Raw genomic sequence first — 23,244 nt, 5'->3', positions numbered from 1 at the left:
CTACGCGTTACTCACCCGTTCGCCACTAGGAGTTATAAATAACTCCCCGTTCGACTTGCATGTGTTAGGCACGCCGCCAGCGTTCGTCCTGAGCCAGGATCAAACTCTCCAATAAAGATTTTTATTGAAGCCATTTGTTGGCTCTATAAATCAAATTAAGAAATTGTTTTTGGTTTTGTATGTCGCAAGCGACATACAACCGCACATCTGGCTTTTTGATGCATTACTTACACTGTTCAGTTTTCAAAGAACACATTTTGTTGTTCGCTTCGCGCTGATCTTAAGCGCTGCGACGTTTCTATATGTTATCACATCTATTGCATCGTGTCAACATAATATTTTCGGATAACTATTGAACTATTTTGGAATATTTTGTCGCATCAAGCAGCGACTTATTTATATTATCATATTCATCATTTAAATGTCAATACACATATTGTATATAAATTGTTGGAAAATAATACGCCCCCGGAATTTTTCTAGCAATACCCGGGGGCATATTGGTTTAGTCACTTCATTTAAGCTTACCTTGTTCCGATATTTTCACCATCACTAATAGCCGCTTGAGCTGCTGCCAATCTAGCTAATGGTACACGATATGGTGAGCAACTAACAAAATTTAAGCCTATTTCATGACAGAATCTAACTGAACTAGGTTCACCACCATGCTCGCCGCAAATACCAATCTCCAGCCCGGACCGAATCTTGCGCCCACCTTCGACGGCTATGCGCATGAGTTTGCCAACACCTTTTTGATCAATTGCGACAAAGGGGTTTTCTTTTAAAATTTTGCGTTCAAGGTAATGCGGCAAGAATTTTCCTTCAGCATCGTCTCTGCTAAATCCTAGCGTAGTCTGAGTCAAATCATTCGTACCAAAGCTAAAGAAGTCACAGAACTCAGCCAATTCCTCAGCCAAAAGGGCAGCACGAGGCATTTCAATCATCGTACCAATAGAGTAATGGAAGGTAACGTTGGCTACTTTCATAGTTGTTGCCGCAATCACTTCAATTTTTTCTCTAAAGAACTTCATTTCGTTTACATCAATGGTTAACGGGATTTCTACTTCTGGCAATACTTTATAGCCTTCTTTAGTAAGTCTGGCCGCCGCATTAAAGATAGCTTGCATTTGCATTTCATAAATTTCCGGAAAAGTTATACCAAGACGGCAGCCACGATGACCAAGCATCGGGTTGAATTCATGTAAAGCCCGTACTTTCTTTAACAACAGTAATTTTTCTTCAAGCAATTTCGGATTTTTTTCGGTTATTTTAAGTTCAGTCGTTTCCACCAGTAATTCCTCTAAACTGGGGAGGAACTCATGCAGCGGCGGGTCTAACAGACGAATCGTAACGGGAAATCCTTCCATAGCTTGCAGTATTCCATAAAAGTCTCCTTCTTGCATCGGTAGAAGGTGAGACAATGCTTGTTGACGCTCTTCCAGAGATTCAGCTAGGATCATTTGTTGCACATATGGCAGCCGGTCTTGTTGCATAAACATATGTTCAGTTCTAACAAGACCAATCCCAATAGCCCCAAACTCCCGGGCTTTTTTAGCATCTTCCGGGGTATCGGCATTGGCTCTAATCCCAAGTCGCTTACATTCATCTGCCCAACCCAATAAAGAATTATATTCCTTAGATATCTCCGGATCCTTCATGGGCACCTCGCCTAAAATTACCCGGCCGGTAGATCCGTCAATAGAGACTATATCACCCTTTTTAATTACTGTTGCACCAATATTGAACTCTTGTTTTAAATAATCAATATGAATGGCTTCGCAACCACATACGCATGGCTTTCCCATCCCCCGGGCTACTACTGCAGCATGGCTGGTCATACCGCCTCTACTGGTCAAAATACCTTGGGCCATAATAATACCGTGGATATCATCAGGTGTTGTTTCGGTACGTACAAGCAGTACTTTTTTACCAGCTTTGCCCATCCGCTCAGCCTCGTCAGCATCAAATACAACCTGCCCCGAAGCCGCTCCAGGTGATGCGGGTAAGCCTTTTGCCACAACATTCAAAGTAGCATTACTGTCAATCTGCCGATGCAATAACTGGTCAAGCTGACCGGGTTCAACCAGCAGCAATGCTTGCTGCTTGGTAATTAATCCTTCCTGTGCCATTTCAAAAGCAACACGTACACTGGCTTGCGCTGTTCGTTTACCGTTACGCGTTTGAAGTATGTATAGCCGCCCGCGTTCAATCGTAAATTCAATGTCCTGCATGTTTTTGTAATGGCTTTCTAACAATCGGGCAATCCGTGAAAACTCAGTATATAATGCAGGCATCTCATCATTAAGCTGCGTGATCGGGCGCGGTGTACGGATACCTGCAACCACATCCTCCCCTTGGGCATTGGTTAAGAACTCACCATATAATAAATTTTCACCAGTCGAAGGGTTACGGGTAAAGGCTACACCTGTACCCGAGTCATTCCCCATGTTGCCGAACACCATAGACTGAATATTTACCGCTGTCCCCAGGTCATGGTCAATCTTATTAAGATTCCGGTATACTATGGCTCTGTCATTATTCCAGGAACGGAATACAGCCTCAATAGCCATAGCCAGTTGATCCAGCGGATTTTCCGGGAAAACACTACTGGTTTTCGCTTGCACCAATTCTTTATAACTATCAATAATTTTGCGTAATGATTCCGGAGTAAGTTCCTGGTCATATTTCACACCTTGCACATCCTTTTGTCTGTGCAGGATATCTTCAAACTCATATTTGGGAATTTCCAATACAACATCACTAAACATCTGAATGAAACGACGGTAAGCGTCATAAGCAAACCTAAGGTTGCCTGTATTTTTTGCTACAGATTGGACCGTTTCTTCATTAAGACCCAAATTTAAAATAGTATCCATCATCCCTGGCATGGAAAACATAGCTCCAGACCGTACAGATACCAATAAAGGATTCTTTAGGTCACCAAACTTCTTTTCTGCTTGCTGTTCAACTACTGATAAATTGCGTTTAACCTCATCCATTAGACCTTCTGGTAATTTTCGACCCAACCGATAATATTCGGTACAAGCTTCTGTAGTAATTGTCATTCCCGGAGGTACAGGCAAACCGATATTGGTCATTTCTGCTAGATTAGCCCCTTTACCGCCTAATAGAGCTTTCATATCGGCTCTGCCTTCTTTAAACAGGTAAACAAATTTACTCACTTGTCACTACCCCTTTACGATAAATGTCCAGCACATATGCTGCTGTCTCTTCTACAGATTTGTTAGTTACATCAATAACAGTGCATCCAAGCTTCCGCATAATCGACCAAGCATACTCGTACTCTGTCGATATTTTCTCCATACTTGCATAGTTAGTGTCTACGGATAAGCCCATTGTTCTTAATCGCTGCTTTCGTATTTCCTGTAAAATTATTGGTTTAATTGTTAACCCAATAATTTTATTTCCTGGTAGATTAAAAAGTTCATCTGGTGGCGGTGCTTCGGCAACAAGCGGCACATTGGCAGCTTTAACCCCTTTATGGGCTAAATATATGCATAGCGGCGTCTTGGAGGTACGCGATACTCCAACTATAACTAGATCAGCCTTTGCCAGCCCGCTAGGGTTTTTTCCATCATCATATTTTACGGCAAACTCAACAGCCTCTACTTTGGCGAAATATTCCTTATCAACCTTTCTAATAAGACCCGATTCATTGCGTGGTGATAACCCAGTAATACTTTCTAGTGCCGCAATCACCGGGTACATGATATCAACGCTGATTATACCAAGCTCTGCTGCTTTAATCTCCAAACACTCTTTTAAATCCTGGCGTACTAGAGTATAGACCACAGCAGCACCACTCTGCGCAGCCGCCTCTAAAGCACACATTATTTCTTCCTCTGAATTAATATGCGGTTTGCGCTTAAAGTTTATCTTGGCACCAGCAAATTGACTGGCTGCCGCTCTTGCCACAAGCTCCGCGGTTTCACCAATGGAATCGGAAATGATATAGACTGTTGGCATATTATTGGCTGAATGTATAGCCATTCCCCCCCCATGCCGGTATTACTCATCCTGCTACTATTATATTTTAATAGGGACAGTATCTACCAAAGCACTTGTTTGCAAATCACCCCACACCATTAAATATAGTATACTAAATATATTTTAAGAACCATTAGCATACTCTAAATAAATTCTATTCAACATAAATTGCATTTTTCCTTCCAGATTAACAAAAAAACTATGGACAGGTTTAGTATTCCATAGTTTTCGTATTCTGGATTATTCCCTTCCACGTTTCCTTTTTAATATTATGCGATTATAGAACCTTGCTTAAATTTTACTAACTAATCGTTTATAATTTTTTAAATTTAACTCTGTTATAAATTTAGGCTCGAAAATAGTTTCATCTGCGCCATTACTAAAAACTAGATGAACCGAATAATACTCTATATCTGGATCAGTAAATTTGTCTTTTATAGGAACCTTAAGTTGCTTTTGAATTGTTACTATATCTGATCTTTTACGCCGCTCAATACATATATTACTCAACCCAAAACTAGCCTTAATAAGTTCTTTTGCTGTTAGGAAGAATACTGAACAATTATTGTTTTCCAATATCTCTTGGTCTATGTTGATCTCTTGTATAAAAAACTCAACGTCGCTTTCTCCGGTATCTTTTACTATTATCGATAATCTACGCGGAACCCATATTGGTAAACCTTTAATAGCAAATATGTCAGCAAGAACCACAATTATCAACTCCTCCATGCCCATTTACTAACATCTTCGGCAGAAGGAAATAAATTCCTGCCGCTTCTCTGCTGGTTACTGCCAAAATAATAAGCCCGTAACCCTAGCAAAATTAATGCTTTGCAGGTTACAGGCTAGCTATTCTAGATTATTCCCACTCAATTTTCCTTACTATATTTATTATAATGGACTTCTTCAATACAGTTGTTATTCTCCTATTGGATCTTGAATTAGGGTAGCAAATACAAAATCATGAACATGGTCTTCAGCCTCAGTAGTTGTTCCACATACAAAGTGTACATGTTTGCCATCACCTACACAAATTGCGGGACCTGTTCGAACACAAATTTCGTGAAAGTGGTCTTCATAAAAATCTGTTCTTGTAAAGATATCGTGTACATGGGTATTTCCCATCTCGATAACTTCATCTGAAACCCCAGCAAAACGATGGTTATGCGGATCTTCTTCTAATTCTGCCAATTTAGTACTTCCTAAAAATTCGTGTACATGAGTAAACTCTTCATCCTCGGAATGACAAAAGCACTTCCTGTTGTTTTCCTCCATTGACACACACCTCCTTTACGTTTTTATATTCTATACTATGTTACATAAAACTTAACTGTTACATTTATGCCGGGCTTTTTCTTTGAACTCTAATCAGGCGCAGCAATAACGCCGACGCACCAACAGCCAGTCCGGCAATAAAACCAATCCAGTAGCCAGGCTAGCAGCCGCCCTTAACCAAATGATCAATAACCCAATGTTTAAAAATGATATGGACGGTGTCGGCATGCCAGTCGAATACCTAGGTCCGGATTAATTCGGCGACGAATGGATAATGGACGACGCTCAGCTTACGAAAATTGTAAAAGAAACCGGTATTGCAGATGTAATCATCCATCAAAAAAAATAATCCAGCTTTCTAAAGCATCATTATCCTAATGGACTAGAAACAGCCCCTGGCACACGCCAGGGGCTTACCATGTTTATTATCTATGTCTCATTTCCATTGCATTATTTCATGGATTGCTCTTCGTGTCGCTCATTTTCTTGTTTCTGACGCTCATGCCACTTCTTCTTTGACTCAAGCAGGTGCCGCTTCATTTTCAATATTCTTTTCTCTGGATCGGAATTACTATTCCTTCCTGCAGATAACGTGCATAAATTCTCTTAATGAATTGGTGGCGAATAAGATGCTGGTCTGTTACGGTTTTGACTCGCAATATTACATTGAAGTTGATACTGTACTCGCCGAAACTGCAGTACCGGACAAACGGTTCAAAGCCTGTTGCGCCTCCCTTGGTTTCTTCGAGGACTTCTTTGGCAACCGCGGCAGTAACTTTTTCCACATGGTCCAAATCACTTTCATAACTAACACCTATGGGGATAGAAATAGAACATTCCGCGAAAGGCTGCGCATAATTAGTAATTATAGAAGAAGCAATCTTTTGGTTGGGTACGACTACCATATTCTCAGTAGGAGTTTTTATTGTGGTATTGCGCCAGTTCATATCTATCACATGGCCCTCTTCGCCAGTGGACAGTTTAACGAAATCACCCATCTTGATTTGTTTGGACACCAGCGTATTGATGCCGGAAAATAAATTCGCCAAAGTGTCCTGCAGCGCCAAAGCTGTAGCCAAACCGCCAACGCCCAAGGCAGTAATAAGCGGAGAAATGGAAACTCCTAAGGATTCCAGCAGCACCAATATGCCAATGGCGTAAACAGCCAGGTCAATTGTTGTAACTAAGATCGAAGTAGAAGCAAATTGTTCAGATTTTTGCCCTAGTTTATGCTTAAGATACCCGGAGGCCAGATGAGCGACCATAAGAGTCAGGGTCATAATGACAATAGAATGAAACAAATGTTGGAGAAACAGCTTCGGTCCCGGTGGAATTGCCAGGACTTCCATAGCAACGTAAATGCCAATGAGAATGCCCAACAAGGTAGGTATTCCCTTAAATGTTTGTTGCAGCAGGGAATAAGAAATGTTTGTCTTTTGTGCGATTATTTTGAGTATTTTACTAAATACCCACTGCAGTATGATGCTGCCTACTACTAAGCAAATAATGAATATTACCAAATGCGTTTTAAATCCACCGTTTACAATTCGGTTTTCTATTTCCATGAAAAATTCTACCATTGTATCCTCCTATACTGTTGGAAATTCAGTAAAAAAATCCCATCCCCGGCACACTGGCTGAAAGATGGGATTAAATTTTAAACATTGTCAGTTTTGTCCAAATTGTCGGCAATTCGTTTTAACGATTTAGCAATACTGTACAGTAAGTATAAACCACCACCTACTACAGCTACATGAAATATCTGAAAAGCAATTATTCCGTAAGGAACATGACCATACATAAAAATACCTCCCTATTGTGGAATTATGTATCAAAATAAATCTGATAATCAAATAATAAACTCCAATTTATAGAATTTCCTTAGAACCAGAAAATAATAGGCAAGATAAGAAAGAATAGTACATTTTTAGTACGTTTGATGAAAAATCCCGCAACACCTTGATAAATCAAGGTGCTGCTGAACTGCTAGCAGCATTACAATGAATGCTGACAAATAAATCAGAGTTGAATTCATTAGATGCATCCGTGATTTGGTATAATTCATTTTCCTGGACTTCTAATACTTCGTGACCGATAGCCCTAAGATAACCGGCTACACGCTGCATTACATCCCTTACAACAACTGCTTCTTGTAATCCGGTAGCACCTACTGCACCGGAATCTTTACCTGGATAGTGACCACCATTAATAGTTTCTCTCATTACGATAAATTCCTTTCTAAACCAATATGATTTTCAAGTGTATCAACACGGCCCTTAACGTCAGTTAAGTTTTGGTTCATGCAAATCATGGTATTATTGATATTATTTAGGGCTTTAGTTTGTTCAGCCAAAGTGTTATTAACCAAATCTCCTAAACGTTCCTCGCGGATTTTGGCATCATCCATAGAACGATTGGAAAAATCCTGCTGCCTACTTGCCTGTTTATCAGCATTTCGAATAACGTAACCAAGTAGCGGCAGAAAAACTATGACAAATAAAATAAACCCGATTAAGTTCGGGTTTTGCGCCATGACATTTATAACTTGTGTTGGTTCCAAGGGCATCACCTCCAATGAGATAAAAATAACCGCTATTCGCGGTAATAATAAATCTGAAAGTAAAAATCTACTACAATAATTAAACATAATTTATTATAATTATATTTAATTATAATAAATTGGTAAAGGATGGTTTCATTGATACAGTCTTGTCAAATTTGTGGCAATGAAGATAATAACTCTTTTCATGTCGCTAAAGAAATGCATTTAGGGTTAAGGGATGAATTTAATTATTTAGAGTGTGTTAATTGTGGTTGTCTGCAATTAATTAACATCCCTGCAGATTTCTCTAAATATTATCCGCAAGATTACTATTCATTTAAATCTCCAATGCAAAAAACATCATGGAAAAAATATCGGTTAAGCAAAAGAACTGCTTATTGGCTTAATCACCCTACCTTTATTGGCTGGTTATTATGTTTGGGCAAAAAAAGGCCAGATCGCTTAATTTGGTCTAAAAAAATACACCTTAGATTTTCCTCCAGAATCCTTGATATCGGTTGCGGTTCTGGCACTTTATTAAGTGAAATGGCAGAAGCTGGTTTTACCAATTTGATAGGAGTTGATCCCTATATTCAGCATGATATCGCCTATAAAAATTCAGTTAAAATTTTCAAATCCGAGATATACGACTTAAATAATAAGCAGTTTGATTTCATTATGCTACACCATTCTTTTGAACACATGCAAAATCCAGAGCAGGTATTAAATAAAATATATACGCTTTTGGCACCCAAAGCTCATCTACTTATTCGAATACCAATTGCATCTTCTTATGCGTGGCGTCATTACGGGATAAACTGGGTACAGTTGGATGCGCCCCGTCATTTATTTTTACATACGGTTAAAAGCATAGAGTTACTTGCGCATAAATCAAACTTAGTGATAAAGGATATTATTTGGGACTCAACGGCTTCTCAATTTTTAGGAAGTGAGAGTTATAAAAAAGGGTTATCTTTAGTTGATTCTAAAATGCCCGATTTAACCAAGGAAGACCTTAAATCTTACCGCGATATGGCGGCCAAATTAAACCTAAAGCATGATGGTGATCAAGCTTGTTTTTTATTTACCAAAAGTTGATAGTTTCACTTGCTCTTACTCAGGCTTCACCGGCCAAACCGGATTATCCGGGTCGCAAGTTACCGGTAGGTGCCTCAGTACCTGCCGGTAGATTTTCCATTGCTCACGCTTAATATCGGTTATTGGGTAATCCGATAACATATACTTATCACTTTCCATCAGCAGTCGGTCACGTTCAGATCTGATGGCAGCTAATTTTTCTTCTGTTGTTGATGCATATGACGGCTTTTCTACAGGCTTGCCGTCAGCACTGCGGATATACTGACCAGTAGCGTATAAATTTTGTTCCTTTTCCGTAATTTCAATAGCATCACTCGGTGGGGTTTCGCAGTTAACCCCCGGTATCCATGTAGCTTTGCGTTCTCCACTGTTGGTAAACTGGGCGTAATATTTAATTTCATTAAATAACCTCCTAATTTCCCGCTGCATAAAGCATAATATTCGGACATGAAAAGGTTGAAACCACGCTTCAAATTTATTCCCACTTATATCCAAACAAGCATAGTGAAGTTGCTGAAAGGCTTGAAAAATTGAATAGCGAAGTAACAAAAAAGGATAAAAAGAAGAATAAAAATAACTCTAATAAAAAAGAATAGTACGTTTCTAGTACGCTAGAAAAAAGTGACACCCGCAACACCTTGATAAATCAAGGCTTGCGGGTTTTTCTTTTGTCGCGGGGCACTGCCATTTATTCTTCAAAGGGCATTTTCCTGTATTCTCCCTGGCTTTGCCAGGAATGCCCGCCACTCCATGGTGACTGCCCTTTTTAGCACGCAGAAATTCCCGTATTTACGCGGGTTGAGGATAAAAAAAGGACCTTGCATAAGCTTCGAAAAGCTTTAATGCAAGGTCCTTTTTTCTATGTCGGCAGGTTAAGCCATTTTGCCCTTTGAAGAATAAATGGCAGTGCCCCGAGACATAGTATCCTCGACCTCTTTATAGCAATTATAGCTACCAATCCTTCAAATTGCAAGCGTGACAAACAGAATACAACTCCAACTTGTATGTTGAATAATGAAAATAAATCTGCATAAACACTAACACACAGAATTATCATATTGAGAAACAGCATCCTGAACTGTTAGACAACTTCCACGCAACCATTACAATTTCCCGCGCCTACGAGTTGAGAATAAAAACTTTTTGAGAGTTCCCTCATTATCCTGCAAAAAGACCACCACGCTGAACTATACACAGATTTTCACGAGTCAAGACAAAAACTAAATACTCATGCTTTAACGCCTAACATCAGCTGTAACAATTAGTATTCAGTAGCATTCCGATCCATATTCTGTGCCTCTTGATATATAAGTGGAAAATTTATGCTCCAGAAATCTTTTTCAGAAATTAAAATATAATTTTTAATACCACATATAATCGCTTCAGTGCATCCCCAAATTTGGAAATGCAGAACAGTAATCTCATATTCTAAAACGTCATAGGCTGGTGTAACCCCATAGTAATCATACATTTTTCGCAAATCATTCCTTACAGATTGAAAATCAACTTTCTGCATTCCTAAGTTAAGTGCATTTGAAATGTGGAGCATACAATTATGAATATGGATTGTTTGTTCATAAAAGTCTACAGACTGCGATAAAAACGGATCTGCATTTTGATGCTTAAGGTGATTAAAATATCTTTTCCAATTCAGCACAAACTCTTTTAAATTGGTTTCAAATGCGGAATAATCTACCATTCGTAAAACTAGCATCAAAAATTGATATTTATAGCCGTATACATTAAAAAACTCGTCCTTATTCTGGATATTCTGATCTATAGTAAAATGTAATTCATTCTTGTTCGAAAGTGTAAATGAAAAATTGTTATTCGTACTATAATCTATATACCTTTGTCTAAGTTGAACCTTTACATCACTATAATAAATTTTCTGCGTTGACAAATCAGCTAGAAACAATAAAACAGGCATTGTGTTTTGCATCCAATAATTGCACGTTGTTTTAGGTATACTTATTCTTGCATCATCGTCTTTCTGATTTCTTCTTGCTCCATTTGACACCAGTTATCCATTGTACATGGTCTTCCTAAATTGCTGTTATCAAAATGTTATCAAGGGTTTGTTATCAACGTCCTTATTCCTTGTTCAACGAGTTAAATAGCTTTACCCATTTATCAACAGCTTCTTTATCTACATCGACTTTCCTTTCCATCTGCCGCTTAATATTTCTCGCAAGAACAACTTTCCACCCATGTTCTAATTCAACATTATGTTCCAAAGCAAACTTTTCAATCTGTGGAAGTATTGGTGCGGTATTGTCATATTCATCTGCGAACTCGGCATCCTCTACTTCACGAAAAAGCCTATCAATCTGTTTTTCCATAATCGTGAACGGTATAATATCCTCAACTTCACTTCTCTCAAGCTGTGTAAACGTTCCGATCTCTAACAGTTTCTTTTCTTCGCCTGAGTACAATGACGATTTAAGCTTATTTTTAGCATCCTGTCCACTTTTATCACTGTCCAGAATAACACACGGCAGTTTTCCGTTTCGCCCGCTTATTATACTTGTTATGCCCGGAACTCCTTTTACTCCACCAGACGGAATAAAAACCAGTTCATTTTTGGGACTGAATTTCTTATTTCTCAACAAGTGCAACTTTATAGCATTGAGGTAACATTGATCAGATGTACCTTCAACGATTACTGGTTGACATCCTTGGAGAAGGATATCAGAAACAGTTAGCCCTAATGCTGAATGAACAGCATAAATAGACTGCTCATTACGTTTGTCATCAGACGCACGTAAATCACTTGATGCTACAGTAAGCCCATCCTCGTCAGAATAAACTACTTTTACCCGATCAATATGTGTTGTATCAATTAGGAAAGGGGAGTGGGTAGTGTGTATAATCGGATTTGTTGCAGAAAGACTTTCAAAAAATTTTGCCAAATCTTTCTGTGCCATTGGATGCAAAGTTAACCCTGCCTCATCAAGCAGCAAAATCGCACCTTCATGAGCTTCTTGACTTTCAACAAGAAATGTCAGATAGAAACTTAAAAACCATTGTAATCCTGTGCTACGGCGTTCCAGTTCAATTTCCTCAGGGCGTTTATCATCTGAAACCCAAATTTTAAAGAAATCTCCATCTGCTTGCAACCGAAAACGGTATTCACCTTGTTTCCACCATTCCTTAAAGTCTTTTGTCAACTTTGCAGATGCGGAATTAAGCAAAGTAGTCCTTTCTTCTTTGCTTTTTGTCGCTTTCTCAATTGTATCGGCAGTAATTTCTTTTTTTGTGTATTGTGAACCACTATAGTGAGTGTATTCTTGAGGGTCTTTACCCAATTCAAGCACTTCTTCAGGTTCTAATCCAACATATTCAAACAATACTCGAAGTGTCCTTACTTTATCATCATTATTAAAGCCATCAACTTTTTCTCCATTCAAGAGTTTAACAGCATGAGGCAAATATATTTGTGCGTCTAAGTTACCATAATTTGAATAATATACAAATTTCGGCATCTCTCTTAAAACATAGTTTCTTGGATTGTATGTGGTTTCCTTTTCTCCTCCCTCTTTTGTTTCTGTTTTTGTTACACTTTTGACTTCTACTTCGCTGTCTCCATCATAGAACCCGATGGGATATACTCCATCATAACGGCGTGATATTGAAACACTGTCTACGTCCTTACCATAAAAAGACTTTAAGTGGTTTTTCTGCTTTGAATCCAATTCAAAGAAAGCAGAGATAAATACGATTTCAGCTTTCTTACTACGCCAATTTGTATATTCTTTGTTTGGCATATCATGAAGAGAATCTATCTCTCCATCACGGGCAGGATTCAATTTCCATAGCGCCAAAATGATATTAGATTTGCCAGCCTCATTTATACCAACCAAAGAAGTGACATCATCACATTCAATCCAACCGCTATCCATAACTGATCTAAAATTGGTAACTCTAAACTTTTTAAGCTTCATCATTCTTAGCGCCTTCTTTCGTCAAGTTCTTTTCACTACGTCCATCTTTGGGTTTTATGGCATCAGCAGGAATTACCCACGCATGACCAAATCGAACTACACCGGGTACACATCCGTTGGCGCATAGCAATTGAACTTGACGTGTGGTAATACCCCACTTCTCTGCGGCTTCTTTTGTCGTTATGCCATTCATGGTACAACCCCTTGGTAAGATTTGTTATCACCATTATATCGTAGAAACGAAGTGTATCCAACATATTTCGCACTACTTAATGACCATTGGCTACATTGATGACATTTACTCCCCTCTGCTGTGCATATTTCACTGTCTGCTCTGTACCGCTCAAAGGATGCAGTCGGGCGCAAATACAATAAGCCGAGCTATTCACCATATATCTATTACCGTTCTGCCAGCGGACAAATTATGTTTCTGATTAACAACTGCATAAGAGACTTTGAGGAGAAACACGGCAAAATCGAACTGCCTGTTAACACAGAAAAATGAGGCTCGCTACCACTGAGCGAGCCTCATTCTATCATCTTGCGTCGTGATTTTTCCGTGATATTTTTTTGTTTCGGCCAAGCAGATGCCCCAGACCTTGCTACTCAATGATTGATTTATATTGACTGTTACTCCGTCGCAGCTCGTCATTCTCCTGCTTCAAAGTATGAAGCGCCATCTGCCCACGGACAGAGTGATACTGGTCAAGCTGCTTTGTGAGTGACGCTATTGTTTCCGTCAGTTCCGACACTTTTTTCTCTAAGCCGGCAATCGTTTTTTCAGCCGCTTTTAACAGTTTTTCCAGCTTGCTTTCCCGCTTAACCTGAACCACATATTTTTGCGCTGCTGTTACAAGGGTCTGATAATCCTCTTTTTCCAGAATCACCTTAGAGGATAGCGGAACATTTTTTACTCCGATTTGCTCCACAGCCTGAACATCCACTTGTTGATTTTGTACCTTGGAGATGGATTTACCAATTAAGTTTTCTTCTCCTGACATACCAAATACGTGCCAGATTTATCGGCATATGACAGACTTCACAATGGAGGGAAAACTGCATGAAGCAAGTACTATCTGACCTTTGTAGACAATTACGGTTAGCTTATGTTAGTGACGCCTTAGCGCAGAAAAGTATACCAGAATTATCAGCGGTTGTTACTGAAGTATTACAAGCAGAAATTGATGGTCGGCAACGAATGAAGCTAAACCGGCTCATTCATAAGGCGGGTTTTCCGCAACTTAAAACGCTCGATGGATATTCTTTCGAAAAGATAGCTTTTCCAAGTAGTGTGAACCAAGAGAAGCTTGAAATTTTTCTTCCTCACCTTGCAAAACCTCCTTGTGTGGAACGCTCTGCTGCTTGACCCCATTTTCCCAGAAACACTTCCCAAAATGAAAATGGGCGGTTTTTGGGGAATTGGAGATTAGATTTTTGGGGAAATAGAAAATCATGAATATACTCTCCCGCCTCATGTTACGGGCGTTTCAAGCCAATGTTCATGAAAGTCATAGCGCTATGTTTTTCCCAAAAAGCATAAAAGAAAATATCACCATGTCGTGGGGCACTGCCATTTATTCTCCAAAAGGCATTTTTCTTTATTCTCTCTGGCTTTGCCAGATATGCCCGCCACTCCATGGTGAACGCTCTTTTTTAGCAAGCAGAAATTCCTGTATTTACGCGGGTTGAGGATAAAAAAAGACCCTGCATAAGCTTCGTAAAAAGCTTTAATGCAAGGTCTTTTTGTCTATGTCGGCGGGTTAGCCATTTTGGCCCTTTGGAGAATAAATGGCAGTGCCCAACGACAATTTAATGTCGCGGGGCACTACCATTTATTCTTCAAAGGGCATTTTCCCGTATTCTCCCTGGCTTTGCCAGGAATGCCCGCCACTCCATGGTGACCGCCTTTTTTGCAAGCAGAAATCCCTGTATTTACGCGGGTTGAGGATAAAAAAATGACCTTGCATAAGCTTCGAAAAGCTTTAATGCAAGGTCGTTTTTTCTATGTCGGCAGGTTAAGCCATTTTGCCCTTTGGCGGATAAATGGCAGTGCCCCACGACATCTTTTGTCGTGGGGCACTGCCATTTATTCTCCAAAGGGCATTTTTCTGTATTCTCCCCGGCTTTGCCAGAAATGCCCGCCACTCCATGGTGACCGCTCTCTTTAGCAAGCAGAAATTCCGGTATTTACGCGGGTTGAGGATAAAAAAATGACCTTGCACAAGCTTCGAAAAGCTTTAATGCAAGGTCGTTTTTTCTATGTCGGCAGGCTAAGCCATTTTGCCCTTTGGCGGATAAATGGTAGTGCCCCACGACATCTTTCTTATTCCCATTCAATTGTAGATGGTGGTTTGGAGGTAATATCATAAACAATCCGATTTACACCTTTAACCTCATTAACAATCCGTCGCGATATACCGTCAAGTACCTCGTAAGGAAGACGTACCCAGTCAGCGGTCATGCCGTCTTCACTTTCTACGATTCTGAGACCAATCGTGTATGCATACGTTCTCTCATCACCCATGACCCCGACGCTCTTCATAGCAGGTAACACGGCGAATGACTGCCAGATCTTGCGGTACAAACCAGCCGCTTTAATCTCCTGATATACAATAGAGTCAGCTTCACGCAGAATTTCCAAACGTTCCTCAGTGATTTCGCCAATGATTCTAATAGCTAAACCCGGACCGGGGAATGGTTGACGATATACAATGTCTTCCGCCAGGCCGAGTTCAAGGCCTAATGCCCGAACCTCATCTTTAAATAAATCTCTGAGCGGTTCGATCAGCTCAAATTTCATATCTTCCGGCAAACCACCTACATTATGATGACTCTTGATAACAGCAGCCGTGGCGGTCCCACTTTCAATCACGTCAGGATACAATGTCCCCTGTACCAGATAATCGAGCTCGCCTAGTTTAGACGACTCCGCTTCAAATACGCGAATAAACTCTTCGCCAATAATTTTCCGTTTTTGCTCAGGCTCAGTCACACCTGTTAGTCGCTTCATAAAACGGTCGACGGCATCTACATACACCAAGTTCATTTTAAAGCCATCACGGAAGGTTTTCACAACTTGTTCAGCCTCGCCTTTACGCAGGAAACCATGATTAACAAATACACAGGTCAACTGTTCCCCTACAGCACGATGTACCAACACAGCAGCAACCGAGGAATCGACACCGCCACTTAATGCGCACAGTACGCGCTTATTCCCGACCTGTGCCCGAATCTTGGCAATGGCCTGATCAACAAAAGAGCCCATATTCCAATTACCATTACAGCCACAGATGGTAAATAAAAAATTCTTAAGCATCTTCATCCCTTCAGGTGTATGTACTACCTCAGGATGAAACTGCACACCATAAATACAGCGCTCTTGGTTTTCCATCGCCGCCACCGGGGTACTATTGGTATGTGCGGTAATAGTAAAACCTGCCGGCGGCTCAGTAATATAATCGCCATGACTCATCCATACTTGAGTTTCAGCATTAATTTCTGTAAAAAAGCCTTCGTTTTTATCAACCAACAATTTGGTGTTGCCATATTCGCGCGAGTCGGCATGGGCGACTTTCCCCCCCAGGGTGTGGGCGGCCAGCTGCATTCCATAGCAAATCCCCAAAACCGGCAAATTAATATCAAATATCTGTGGATCACATTTAGGTGCACCCTCGCCGTAAACACTGGATGGACCGCCGGAAAAAACAATACCCTTGGGAGCTAGTTGGTTAATTTTATCAATACTGGTGCTAAATGGCACAATTTCGCAATAAACCCCGCACTCACGGATTCGTCTGGCAATTAACTGGCTATATTGGCCGCCAAAATCCATAACCAAAATCATTTCTTGTTTTTCTGTCATCATGTATAGAGACCTCCAACTCGATAGTTCGGTAAATTTAGTTATCGACATAAGTCTGGAACTTTATGCAATCTCATGAATTTCGCCATATATCGCCGAATTCCTGCCAAGCAAGATAATAAGTACAAAAAAACAAGATTGCTTCACCTTGCTCTGCATGACAATTATCTATCAAGTCATTGCAAATACAAGCTGGCAATCTCGCTGCTTTAATGCCGCTGTATCCCTTTATCACTACACTTTTCTAATAGTTCTCCTACTGTAACAAAGCGATATCCCTCAGCCTTTATTTTCTCAATGAGAATGGGCAGAGCATCCGCAGTCTGCACCGGAGTATCAGAAGCATGCATCAAAATAATTGCCCCAGGTTTAAGACGCTTCATAACTCTTTCAACAATGACATCCCTGCCAGGATTTTTCCAATCCAACGAATCTACATTCCAGATGATCGTTTTATACCCAAGTTCATCAGTGGCTTTTAACGACTTTTGACTATAGTGGCCATTAGGTGGACGCAAAAGGCGGGGCTCCACGCCAGTAACCTCTTTTATTTGCTCATGGGCTTTTGTAATATCTTCCTTTACCCATTCTGGCGACCTATCGCCATAGTTTTCGTGCCGATAACCATGACTGGCAATCTCATGGCCATCTTGAGCTATACGCTTAGCTACCTCGGGAAATTTTTGGGACCATGGCCCCATGATAAAGAAAGTGGAATGAATATCATTTTTTTGCAACGTATCTAAGATTGATGGTGTAAATTTATTGCCCCAGGAATGGTCAAAAGTAAGTGCTACTACCTTTTGGTCAGTACGAGTCCCGGCAATGGCTATTGGGCCGCCGGAAATTACATCAGCGACCTGAACATACATGGCTGAAATAGCAAATAAACCAATGATGCTATAGAAAATATTACGGTGATGAAACAGGCGGTGCAAGCTAATAATCATAGTTCTCCCTCCCTCCGCAGTACAATAGTATGTATGCGTCAGGCAGTATGATTATGCTTGCGCTCTTTTGTTAGTATTATCTATCCCTCTCCGCTACCACTTCCAACTCCAACTTTCAAATTTTTACTGCCGTATTTCATCGCACCTTGGAAATACTAATTGAGGAGGTGATTCTTTTGAAAAGCTCATTTAGTGGCAGCAAATTATCTCGAGCGATTGGTAACGCTAGATACACTACAAGTCAAGGTGGAATTCAAGAAAATTATAACGCTTCACCAAGAAAGAAAAGACAGTACACTACTGAGGCGCCTAAAGTTTCTACTCACCATTTTTAGTCGGCAATAGCCGGCTTTTTTATTGAACTGTAGTACAAAACCCACCTACCGGGACAAACCCGGCAGGCGGCCAACTATTTTGATTCTCTCTGCTTAGATTAATTGTGTTGTAATCAACACACTGGAGTGCAAGGACTGCAATCGTCATTAAAACAACAAAACAGCAAGATAATTATAATGATGATTATAATCCAGCTACCGCCAAATCCTCCACCAAAAAATCTATGTCCCATTTTGTATGCCTCCTTTGCTATATACTATTACATAATATGAGGCATAAAACTATTATGTTCTAGTTTCATTGCGGGTCCGCCTGCCAATAATTAATTTGTAAACGGTCGCCAGCAATAATGAGCCCATGCGGGTAACGGTCCTTAAAAACCCGGTCGTAATTTAACTCGATAATACCTTCTCGAAATTCCCGAATGTCCCGCTTAACTGATGATTTCTTCATAAATTGGTATGAAATATCAGTTAAGGTGTCACCTGATTTCACGATATATGTTTCAGACACTAAATGACCCTTCAGTTCCGCATTCCCGCAACTCGCTATAGCCGCGACTATTAACCCTGCTAGTACTAACTGTTTAAACATCTAAATCCCCTCCTAGTTTGAATGCTTGTACATTCTATGACTAGAAATTCATTTTCATGCAGCAGTTTAACTAGTTTCAGAAAACAATTGCACAGGTCATACCCACCTATCACTAGCAGGTGTAGGGCTGTTTGAGGAGTGCAAGTATCCCTGCATATAACAAAGACATGAAAAAAGAGGCCGCCCACAAGTTTGATGCACTCATGGACAACCTCTAATTTTTTTAACTGTTTTCGGTACTAAAATGGTACTAATTGCAGTTCGGCACTTACTAGACCCAGTAAAATCAGGGGTCTACAAGTATTCCTACATCATGCCGCCCATGCCGCCCATACCACCCATGCCGCCCATGCCACCCATGGCACCAGCACCTGCACCAGCGTCTTTTTCCGGCTTGTCAGCAACAAGAGTTTCTGTGGTAAGAACCATAGCTGCGATACTAGCAGCATTTTGCAATGCTGAGCGAGTAACTTTAGCTGGGTCAACAATACCAGCAGCAATCATATCAATATATTTTTCATTCAGAGCGTCAAAACCCTGACCTTTACCAGCTTTTTTAACATTCTCAACAACAACTGAACCTTCTAAGCCAGCATTGTTAGCAATTTGACGTACTGGCTCTTCAATGGCGCGTTTAACGATTTCAACACCAGTTTTTTCGTCGCCAGTAAGTTTCAGGCTGTCTAAGCTTGACTGAATGTCGATGAAAGTAGTACCACCACCAGATACTATGCCTTCTTCAACAGCGGCGCGAGTTGCATTCAGAGCATCTTCAATACGCAGTTTCTTTTCTTTGAGTTCCACTTCAGTAGCAGCACCAACTTGGATAACGGCTACGCCGCCAGCCAGTTTAGCCAGACGTTCTTGCAGTTTTTCTTTGTCAAAATCGGAAGTAGTTTCTTCAATGTGAGTGCGAATTTGGTTAACGCGTTTTTTGATTTCTTCAGTCTGTCCACTGCCATCAACAATTGTGGTTTCTTCTTTAGATACACGGACTTGACGAGCACGCCCAAGATCTTCCAGCGTTACGCTATCAAGCTTGCGTCCCAATTCCTCAGTGATAACAGCGCCGCCGGTAATGATAGCGATATCTTCCAGCATAGCTTTTCTGCGGTCGCCAAAACCAGGAGATTTTACAGCAACAGCACGGAAGGTGCCGCGGAGTTTGTTCACAACCAAGGTGGCCAAAGCTTCGCCTTCCACGTCTTCAGCAATAATTAGGAGTTCCTTACCTTGCTGAACAACCTTTTCAAGCACCGGCAACAGGTCGGCAATGGCGCCAATCTTGCGGTCAGTAATAAGAATATATGGGTCATTTAAAATGGCTTCCATTTTATCAGGGTCAGTAACCATGTACGGGGAGATATAACCACGGTCAAATTGCATACCTTCTACAACGTCAAGGTCGGTACCCATGGTTTTGGATTCCTCAACAGTAATAACACCGTCTTTACCCACTTTTTCCATAGCTTCTGCAATCAAAGTGCCAATTTCTACATCACCAGCTGAAATAGAAGCAACTTGGGCAATAGCATCTTTGGTTTCTACTTTTTTAGAGCTTTTCTTAATTTCGTCAACAAGCACATTTACGGCCTGTTGAATACCTTTTTTAAGAATCATGGGATTAGCACCGGCAGCAACATTTTTCATGCCTTCACGAATCATAGCTTGTGCCAGCAAAGTAGCGGTAGTAGTACCGTCACCGGCAATATCATTAGTTTTGGTAGCAACTTCTTTTACAAGCTGTGCTCCCATATTTTCAAACGGATCTTCCAAATCAATGTCACGAGCGATAGTTACGCCGTCATTAGTAATAGCCGGAGCGCCGAATTTTTTATCAAGCACTACGTTACGGCCTTTAGGTCCTAAAGTAACTTTAACAGCATTAGCCAGTGCGTTTACGCCTCTTTCGAGTGCCCGGCGTGCTTCTTCATCAAACAAAATTTGTTTAGCCATTTATGTATTACCTACCTTTCACTTTATAATAAAAATTAGTTGATTATTAAATTATAGCCAGGATGTCTCTTTCGCTGATGATGAGGTACTCTTTGCCTTCAACCTTGACTTCTGTGCCGGCATATTTTGAGAAAATAATGTTGTCGCCAACCTTAACATCCAAGGCAACCTTTTGGCCATTTTCCAGAGTTTTACCTGTCCCAACAGCTACAATTTTACCTTCTTGCGGTTTCTCCTTAACGGTGTCAGGAAGAACAATACCACTCTTAGTCATTTCTTCCTTTGCCAAAGCTTCAATCACTACTCTGTCGCCTAATGGCTTAATCATGTAAAGAACCTCCCTTTATGGTGTGTTATATAAATTTATCCGGTTGTTGTTAGCACTCGCTTAAGTCGAGTGCTAATCCCATAATTTATAATATAAAATTATCCGTGAAAAATCAAGGGGATTTGCGTAAAAAGTAGATAAAATTTTAAAAAATTTTTAGAAATAATAAAGCAGAGACAATATAGTCTCTGCCCTGGCATAAAAAATGGTCTATTATCTTTTACGGGTAGCAGACTCCACAATGGCTGCCGCGACATCCCTGATTGATTTTCGTTTACTCATGCTGTACTGCTGAATACGGCGGTAGGCCTCGGTTTCAGATAAACTGTAGGCATCCATCAAAATACCCTTAGCCCGGTCAAGTATTTTCCTGGTTTCCAGTGAGTTTTTAACTTCCTCCAGTTCCCGCTCTAATTCTGCAAACTCTTTAAACCGCGACAAAGCAATTTCCATTGCGGGAAACAAGTTAGCCTCTTTTACCGGCTTGACCAGATAGGCAAGTACCCCCGAGTCTTTGGCCTTTTCTACAATTTCCTTCTGACTGAAAGCAGTTAAAAGCAGTACAGGCGCCAATTTTTCATTGGAGATAATTTTAGCAGCAGTGATACCGTCCATTTCGGGCATTTTGATATCCATAATAACAAGGTCAGGGTGGCATTTGCGGGCCAGTTCTACCGCTTTCACACCGTCTGTTGCCTCACCCACTACAGTATGCCCGGCTTCTTCCAGTATCTCTTTAAGGTCCATCCGTATGATTGATTCATTATCTGCAATTACTATCCGCAAAGTATCCATGTTATACCTCCTTGGCCTCTTTAGCGCCTTCCATTAGGCGAGGAATGGTGATAAAGGCATGCGTTCCGGAACGGGAAAAAAGGCGAAATTTCCCCCCAAGGTCATTTTCTATCAGTGTCCGGACAATCTGTAGACCCAGACTGTTGGTATTTTCAAGGCAAAAATTCATAGGTAGGCCAATACCGTCATCATAAATATCAATCTGATAACTCTCCGGTGTTGTCGCAATATCTACGCCAATAAGTCCCTCTTTACGCCCCACGAAGCCGTGTTCAATCGCGTTTTGAATAAGTTCATTTATGACTAAGGCCAGACTACTGGCCTGTTCAGACGGTAAAATAACAGTTTCCCCATTAAGCACAGTTTCAATATTAAAATTAGGTTCAAGCATATTCTGAATTACTAGATCCAAAATATTTTTGGTAACTTCAGCCACATCGATAAAGCCTCTGTCCTGTTGAGATAAAAACTCATGCACGACCGATATACTCAAAATCCGGTTAACGCTTTCTCTTAGCGCCGCCTTGACTTCTGGCGTCTTGGTTCGTCTGGACTGCAATCTAAGCAAACTGGCAATTGTTTGCAGATTATTTTTAACCCGGTGATGTATCTCTTGAATTACAGCTGACTTTATCAGTAATTCTTTTTCCTTTTTTCGGATTTCAGTAACATCGGCAATAATAAATACGGTACGTGACACCTGACTGTGGACAAAAATTGGAATAGCCCGCTGTACCAAAATCATATTACCGGACTCAAATTCTTTTTCCATTAATTGCCCTGTAGATAGTGCCTGTTGGGCCAACCGCATATTGACTTGGCGATCAGATACCCGCCGTCCAATAACCCGGTTGATACCGAGAACTTTGTAAATGGCATCAGCTGCTGAATTGGCAAACATAATATAACCGCGTTCGTCAATAATAACGATGCCGTCACGGGTACCCAATGGCCGATACAGCTTATGCCCCAGTGTTTTACCAACTGTTGCCATTGTTAAAAGCATAGATGCTGTTTCTACCAGCAGGCCATGTCCGTCAGCGCCAGCCTCCTGGTTACTGGTCTCAAAACTTGCGGCCGCAATAATTTTCCCTGTCCCATCTTGTATGGGATAGACCCGCATTTCGAGTGCATCCATACCAAGCGCCCACTCACGCTGCCCGGCAATAGGAGTACCAGAAGCAAGTGTTCGCCATATTAACGGCTCTTCTCCTGCTTGTACCGTACTACCAAGAATGTTGGTTTTAAAGGCAATATAACTGGTATTGGGTTTAGCTTGGGCAACAATAGCCAAAAAGTGTTCACTGCGTGCCTGAGCATACAGCGTAACCTGCGCATGAGCAAGATCAGCTGCTAATCCCAGTACACTTGCCGCATTTTCAATCACTTGTATTTGCTCTGCGCTTAAGACGGTTATTTTTTGGCAAACATCGACAACTACGCCCATAAACTTTCCCCCGTTCAAAATTGAACTCCAAGTCGTTAGTCTTTATGTATTCAACTGTACCGGCAAAAATTCCTTGTTAGCTGGTACCAAGTTGGCTAAAGAACGCGCC

The 23,244-nt window shown here is 40.7% G+C and carries 22 protein-coding genes; 2 read left to right on the top strand and 20 right to left on the bottom strand.

Annotated features, from left to right (window positions below; all coding sequences use genetic code 11):
- Positions 1-524 precede the first annotated feature (524 nt).
- From ppdK to SALPA_RS18665, 8 genes are all read right to left on the bottom strand, one after another.
- Positions 525-3,182, bottom strand: a complete 2,658-nt coding sequence (gene ppdK / locus SALPA_RS18695; RefSeq protein ID WP_145097419.1) for a pyruvate, phosphate dikinase — start codon at positions 3,180-3,182, stop codon at positions 525-527.
- Entirely contained in the window at positions 3,175-4,011 is an 837-nt protein-coding gene (locus tag SALPA_RS18690) for a pyruvate, water dikinase regulatory protein (RefSeq protein WP_145097416.1), read from the bottom strand. Before SALPA_RS18690 ends, ppdK begins: the two co-directional genes overlap by 8 nt.
- A gap of 288 nt (positions 4,012-4,299) precedes the next feature.
- Positions 4,300-4,743, bottom strand: coding sequence for a hypothetical protein (locus SALPA_RS18685; RefSeq protein ID WP_222428051.1), 444 nt, complete (start codon positions 4,741-4,743; stop codon positions 4,300-4,302).
- A 183-nt stretch (positions 4,744-4,926) separates the two neighbouring features.
- The gene (locus SALPA_RS18680; protein WP_145097411.1) at positions 4,927-5,283 is read right to left on the bottom strand and encodes a YmaF family protein; all 357 of its coding nucleotides are present in this window, start codon (positions 5,281-5,283) and stop codon (positions 4,927-4,929) included.
- 542 nt (positions 5,284-5,825) lie between these two features.
- Positions 5,826-6,863, bottom strand: a complete 1,038-nt coding sequence (locus SALPA_RS18675; protein ID WP_145097409.1) for a mechanosensitive ion channel family protein — start codon at positions 6,861-6,863, stop codon at positions 5,826-5,828.
- Positions 6,864-6,940: 77 nt separating this feature from the next.
- Positions 6,941-7,084, bottom strand: coding sequence for a hypothetical protein (locus tag SALPA_RS29135; RefSeq protein WP_186451135.1), 144 nt, complete (start codon positions 7,082-7,084; stop codon positions 6,941-6,943).
- Between the two features lie 166 nt (positions 7,085-7,250).
- Positions 7,251-7,505 (bottom strand): N-acetylmuramoyl-L-alanine amidase, encoded by a 255-nt coding sequence (locus tag SALPA_RS18670; protein WP_145097406.1) that lies wholly within the window; start codon positions 7,503-7,505, stop codon positions 7,251-7,253.
- Positions 7,505-7,843 (bottom strand): hypothetical protein, encoded by a 339-nt coding sequence (locus tag SALPA_RS18665; RefSeq protein ID WP_145097403.1) that lies wholly within the window; start codon positions 7,841-7,843, stop codon positions 7,505-7,507. The genes SALPA_RS18670 and SALPA_RS18665 overlap by 1 nt, the downstream gene beginning before the upstream one ends.
- A gap of 138 nt (positions 7,844-7,981) precedes the next feature.
- Between SALPA_RS18665 and SALPA_RS18660 the strand changes: the two genes are divergently transcribed.
- Positions 7,982-8,923 carry a class I SAM-dependent methyltransferase gene (locus SALPA_RS18660; RefSeq protein WP_186451134.1) on the top strand — a complete coding sequence of 314 codons (942 nt, stop codon included), beginning with the start codon at positions 7,982-7,984 and terminating at the stop codon, positions 8,921-8,923.
- Between the two features lie 15 nt (positions 8,924-8,938).
- Here the strand turns inward: SALPA_RS18660 and SALPA_RS18655 are convergent, their stop codons facing one another.
- The 5 genes from SALPA_RS18655 to SALPA_RS18630 all read right to left on the bottom strand — a co-directional run bounded on the left by SALPA_RS18655 (position 8,939) and on the right by SALPA_RS18630 (position 13,868).
- The gene (locus tag SALPA_RS18655; protein WP_145097398.1) at positions 8,939-9,352 is read right to left on the bottom strand and encodes a tail fiber assembly protein; all 414 of its coding nucleotides are present in this window, start codon (positions 9,350-9,352) and stop codon (positions 8,939-8,941) included.
- A gap of 832 nt (positions 9,353-10,184) precedes the next feature.
- Positions 10,185-10,943 carry a hypothetical protein gene (locus SALPA_RS18645; RefSeq protein ID WP_186451133.1) on the bottom strand — a complete coding sequence of 253 codons (759 nt, stop codon included), beginning with the start codon at positions 10,941-10,943 and terminating at the stop codon, positions 10,185-10,187.
- A 73-nt stretch (positions 10,944-11,016) separates the two neighbouring features.
- The gene (locus SALPA_RS18640) at positions 11,017-12,870 is read right to left on the bottom strand and encodes an AAA family ATPase (RefSeq protein WP_222428050.1); all 1,854 of its coding nucleotides are present in this window, start codon (positions 12,868-12,870) and stop codon (positions 11,017-11,019) included.
- Positions 12,857-13,060, bottom strand: a complete 204-nt coding sequence (locus SALPA_RS18635) for a helix-turn-helix domain-containing protein (RefSeq protein ID WP_145097392.1) — start codon at positions 13,058-13,060, stop codon at positions 12,857-12,859. Before SALPA_RS18635 ends, SALPA_RS18640 begins: the two co-directional genes overlap by 14 nt.
- 409 nt (positions 13,061-13,469) lie before the next feature.
- The gene (locus SALPA_RS18630) at positions 13,470-13,868 is read right to left on the bottom strand and encodes a hypothetical protein (RefSeq protein WP_145097389.1); all 399 of its coding nucleotides are present in this window, start codon (positions 13,866-13,868) and stop codon (positions 13,470-13,472) included.
- Between the two features lie 59 nt (positions 13,869-13,927).
- On the opposite strand from SALPA_RS18630, the gene SALPA_RS18625 reads away from it, so the two are divergent.
- A complete protein-coding gene (locus tag SALPA_RS18625) occupies positions 13,928-14,233 on the top strand; it encodes a hypothetical protein (RefSeq protein WP_186451132.1) in 306 nt (101 codons plus the stop codon).
- Positions 14,234-15,190: 957 nt separating this feature from the next.
- On the opposite strand, the gene guaA is transcribed toward SALPA_RS18625, so the two are convergent.
- The 7 genes from guaA to SALPA_RS18590 all read right to left on the bottom strand — a co-directional run bounded on the left by guaA (position 15,191) and on the right by SALPA_RS18590 (position 23,153).
- Positions 15,191-16,732, bottom strand: coding sequence for a glutamine-hydrolyzing GMP synthase (guaA, locus tag SALPA_RS18620; protein ID WP_145097386.1), 1,542 nt, complete (start codon positions 16,730-16,732; stop codon positions 15,191-15,193).
- A gap of 206 nt (positions 16,733-16,938) precedes the next feature.
- The gene (gene pdaB, locus SALPA_RS18615) at positions 16,939-17,679 is read right to left on the bottom strand and encodes a polysaccharide deacetylase family sporulation protein PdaB (protein WP_145097383.1); all 741 of its coding nucleotides are present in this window, start codon (positions 17,677-17,679) and stop codon (positions 16,939-16,941) included.
- Positions 17,680-18,312: 633 nt separating this feature from the next.
- Positions 18,313-18,609, bottom strand: a complete 297-nt coding sequence (locus tag SALPA_RS18610) for a LysM peptidoglycan-binding domain-containing protein (protein WP_145097380.1) — start codon at positions 18,607-18,609, stop codon at positions 18,313-18,315.
- A gap of 306 nt (positions 18,610-18,915) precedes the next feature.
- On the bottom strand, positions 18,916-20,565 hold the full coding sequence (groL, locus tag SALPA_RS18605) for a chaperonin GroEL (protein WP_145097377.1): 1,650 nt from the start codon (positions 20,563-20,565) through the stop codon (positions 18,916-18,918).
- 46 nt (positions 20,566-20,611) lie between these two features.
- Positions 20,612-20,893, bottom strand: a complete 282-nt coding sequence (gene groES / locus SALPA_RS18600) for a co-chaperone GroES (RefSeq protein WP_145097374.1) — start codon at positions 20,891-20,893, stop codon at positions 20,612-20,614.
- A gap of 213 nt (positions 20,894-21,106) precedes the next feature.
- Positions 21,107-21,688, bottom strand: coding sequence for an ANTAR domain-containing response regulator (locus SALPA_RS18595; protein ID WP_145097371.1), 582 nt, complete (start codon positions 21,686-21,688; stop codon positions 21,107-21,109).
- Position 21,689: 1 nt separating this feature from the next.
- On the bottom strand, positions 21,690-23,153 hold the full coding sequence (locus SALPA_RS18590; protein WP_255451263.1) for a sensor histidine kinase: 1,464 nt from the start codon (positions 23,151-23,153) through the stop codon (positions 21,690-21,692).
- Positions 23,154-23,244 lie beyond the last annotated feature (91 nt).

It is taken from the genome of Sporomusa sp. KB1 (genome assembly GCF_007830295.1).
In the GTDB taxonomy this organism is placed as follows: Bacteria; Bacillota; Negativicutes; order Sporomusales; family Sporomusaceae; genus Sporomusa.
The sequence above is the reverse complement of the archived record's forward strand: the minus strand, read 5'-3'. Positions and strand labels throughout refer to the sequence as shown.

Coding starts and splice junctions, on each gene's coding strand:
- SALPA_RS18690 (WP_145097416.1), bottom strand. CDS start 4,011: ATGGCTATACATTCAGCCAATAATATGCCAACAGTCTATATCATTTCC.
- SALPA_RS18685 (WP_222428051.1), bottom strand. CDS start 4,743: ATGGGCATGGAGGAGTTGATAATTGTGGTTCTTGCTGACATATTTGCT.
- SALPA_RS18680 (WP_145097411.1), bottom strand. CDS start 5,283: ATGGAGGAAAACAACAGGAAGTGCTTTTGTCATTCCGAGGATGAAGAG.
- SALPA_RS18675 (WP_145097409.1), bottom strand. CDS start 6,863: ATGGTAGAATTTTTCATGGAAATAGAAAACCGAATTGTAAACGGTGGA.
- SALPA_RS29135 (WP_186451135.1), bottom strand. CDS start 7,084: ATGTATGGTCATGTTCCTTACGGAATAATTGCTTTTCAGATATTTCAT.
- SALPA_RS18670 (WP_145097406.1), bottom strand. CDS start 7,505: ATGAGAGAAACTATTAATGGTGGTCACTATCCAGGTAAAGATTCCGGT.
- SALPA_RS18655 (WP_145097398.1), bottom strand. CDS start 9,352: ATGCAGCGGGAAATTAGGAGGTTATTTAATGAAATTAAATATTACGCC.
- SALPA_RS18640 (WP_222428050.1), bottom strand. CDS start 12,870: ATGATGAAGCTTAAAAAGTTTAGAGTTACCAATTTTAGATCAGTTATG.
- SALPA_RS18635 (WP_145097392.1), bottom strand. CDS start 13,060: ATGAATGGCATAACGACAAAAGAAGCCGCAGAGAAGTGGGGTATTACC.
- SALPA_RS18630 (WP_145097389.1), bottom strand. CDS start 13,868: ATGTCAGGAGAAGAAAACTTAATTGGTAAATCCATCTCCAAGGTACAA.
- SALPA_RS18625 (WP_186451132.1), top strand. CDS start 13,928: ATGAAGCAAGTACTATCTGACCTTTGTAGACAATTACGGTTAGCTTAT.
- guaA (WP_145097386.1), bottom strand. CDS start 16,732: ATGATGACAGAAAAACAAGAAATGATTTTGGTTATGGATTTTGGCGGC.
- pdaB (WP_145097383.1), bottom strand. CDS start 17,679: ATGATTATTAGCTTGCACCGCCTGTTTCATCACCGTAATATTTTCTAT.
- SALPA_RS18610 (WP_145097380.1), bottom strand. CDS start 18,609: ATGTTTAAACAGTTAGTACTAGCAGGGTTAATAGTCGCGGCTATAGCG.
- groL (WP_145097377.1), bottom strand. CDS start 20,565: ATGGCTAAACAAATTTTGTTTGATGAAGAAGCACGCCGGGCACTCGAA.
- groES (WP_145097374.1), bottom strand. CDS start 20,893: ATGATTAAGCCATTAGGCGACAGAGTAGTGATTGAAGCTTTGGCAAAG.
- SALPA_RS18595 (WP_145097371.1), bottom strand. CDS start 21,688: ATGGATACTTTGCGGATAGTAATTGCAGATAATGAATCAATCATACGG.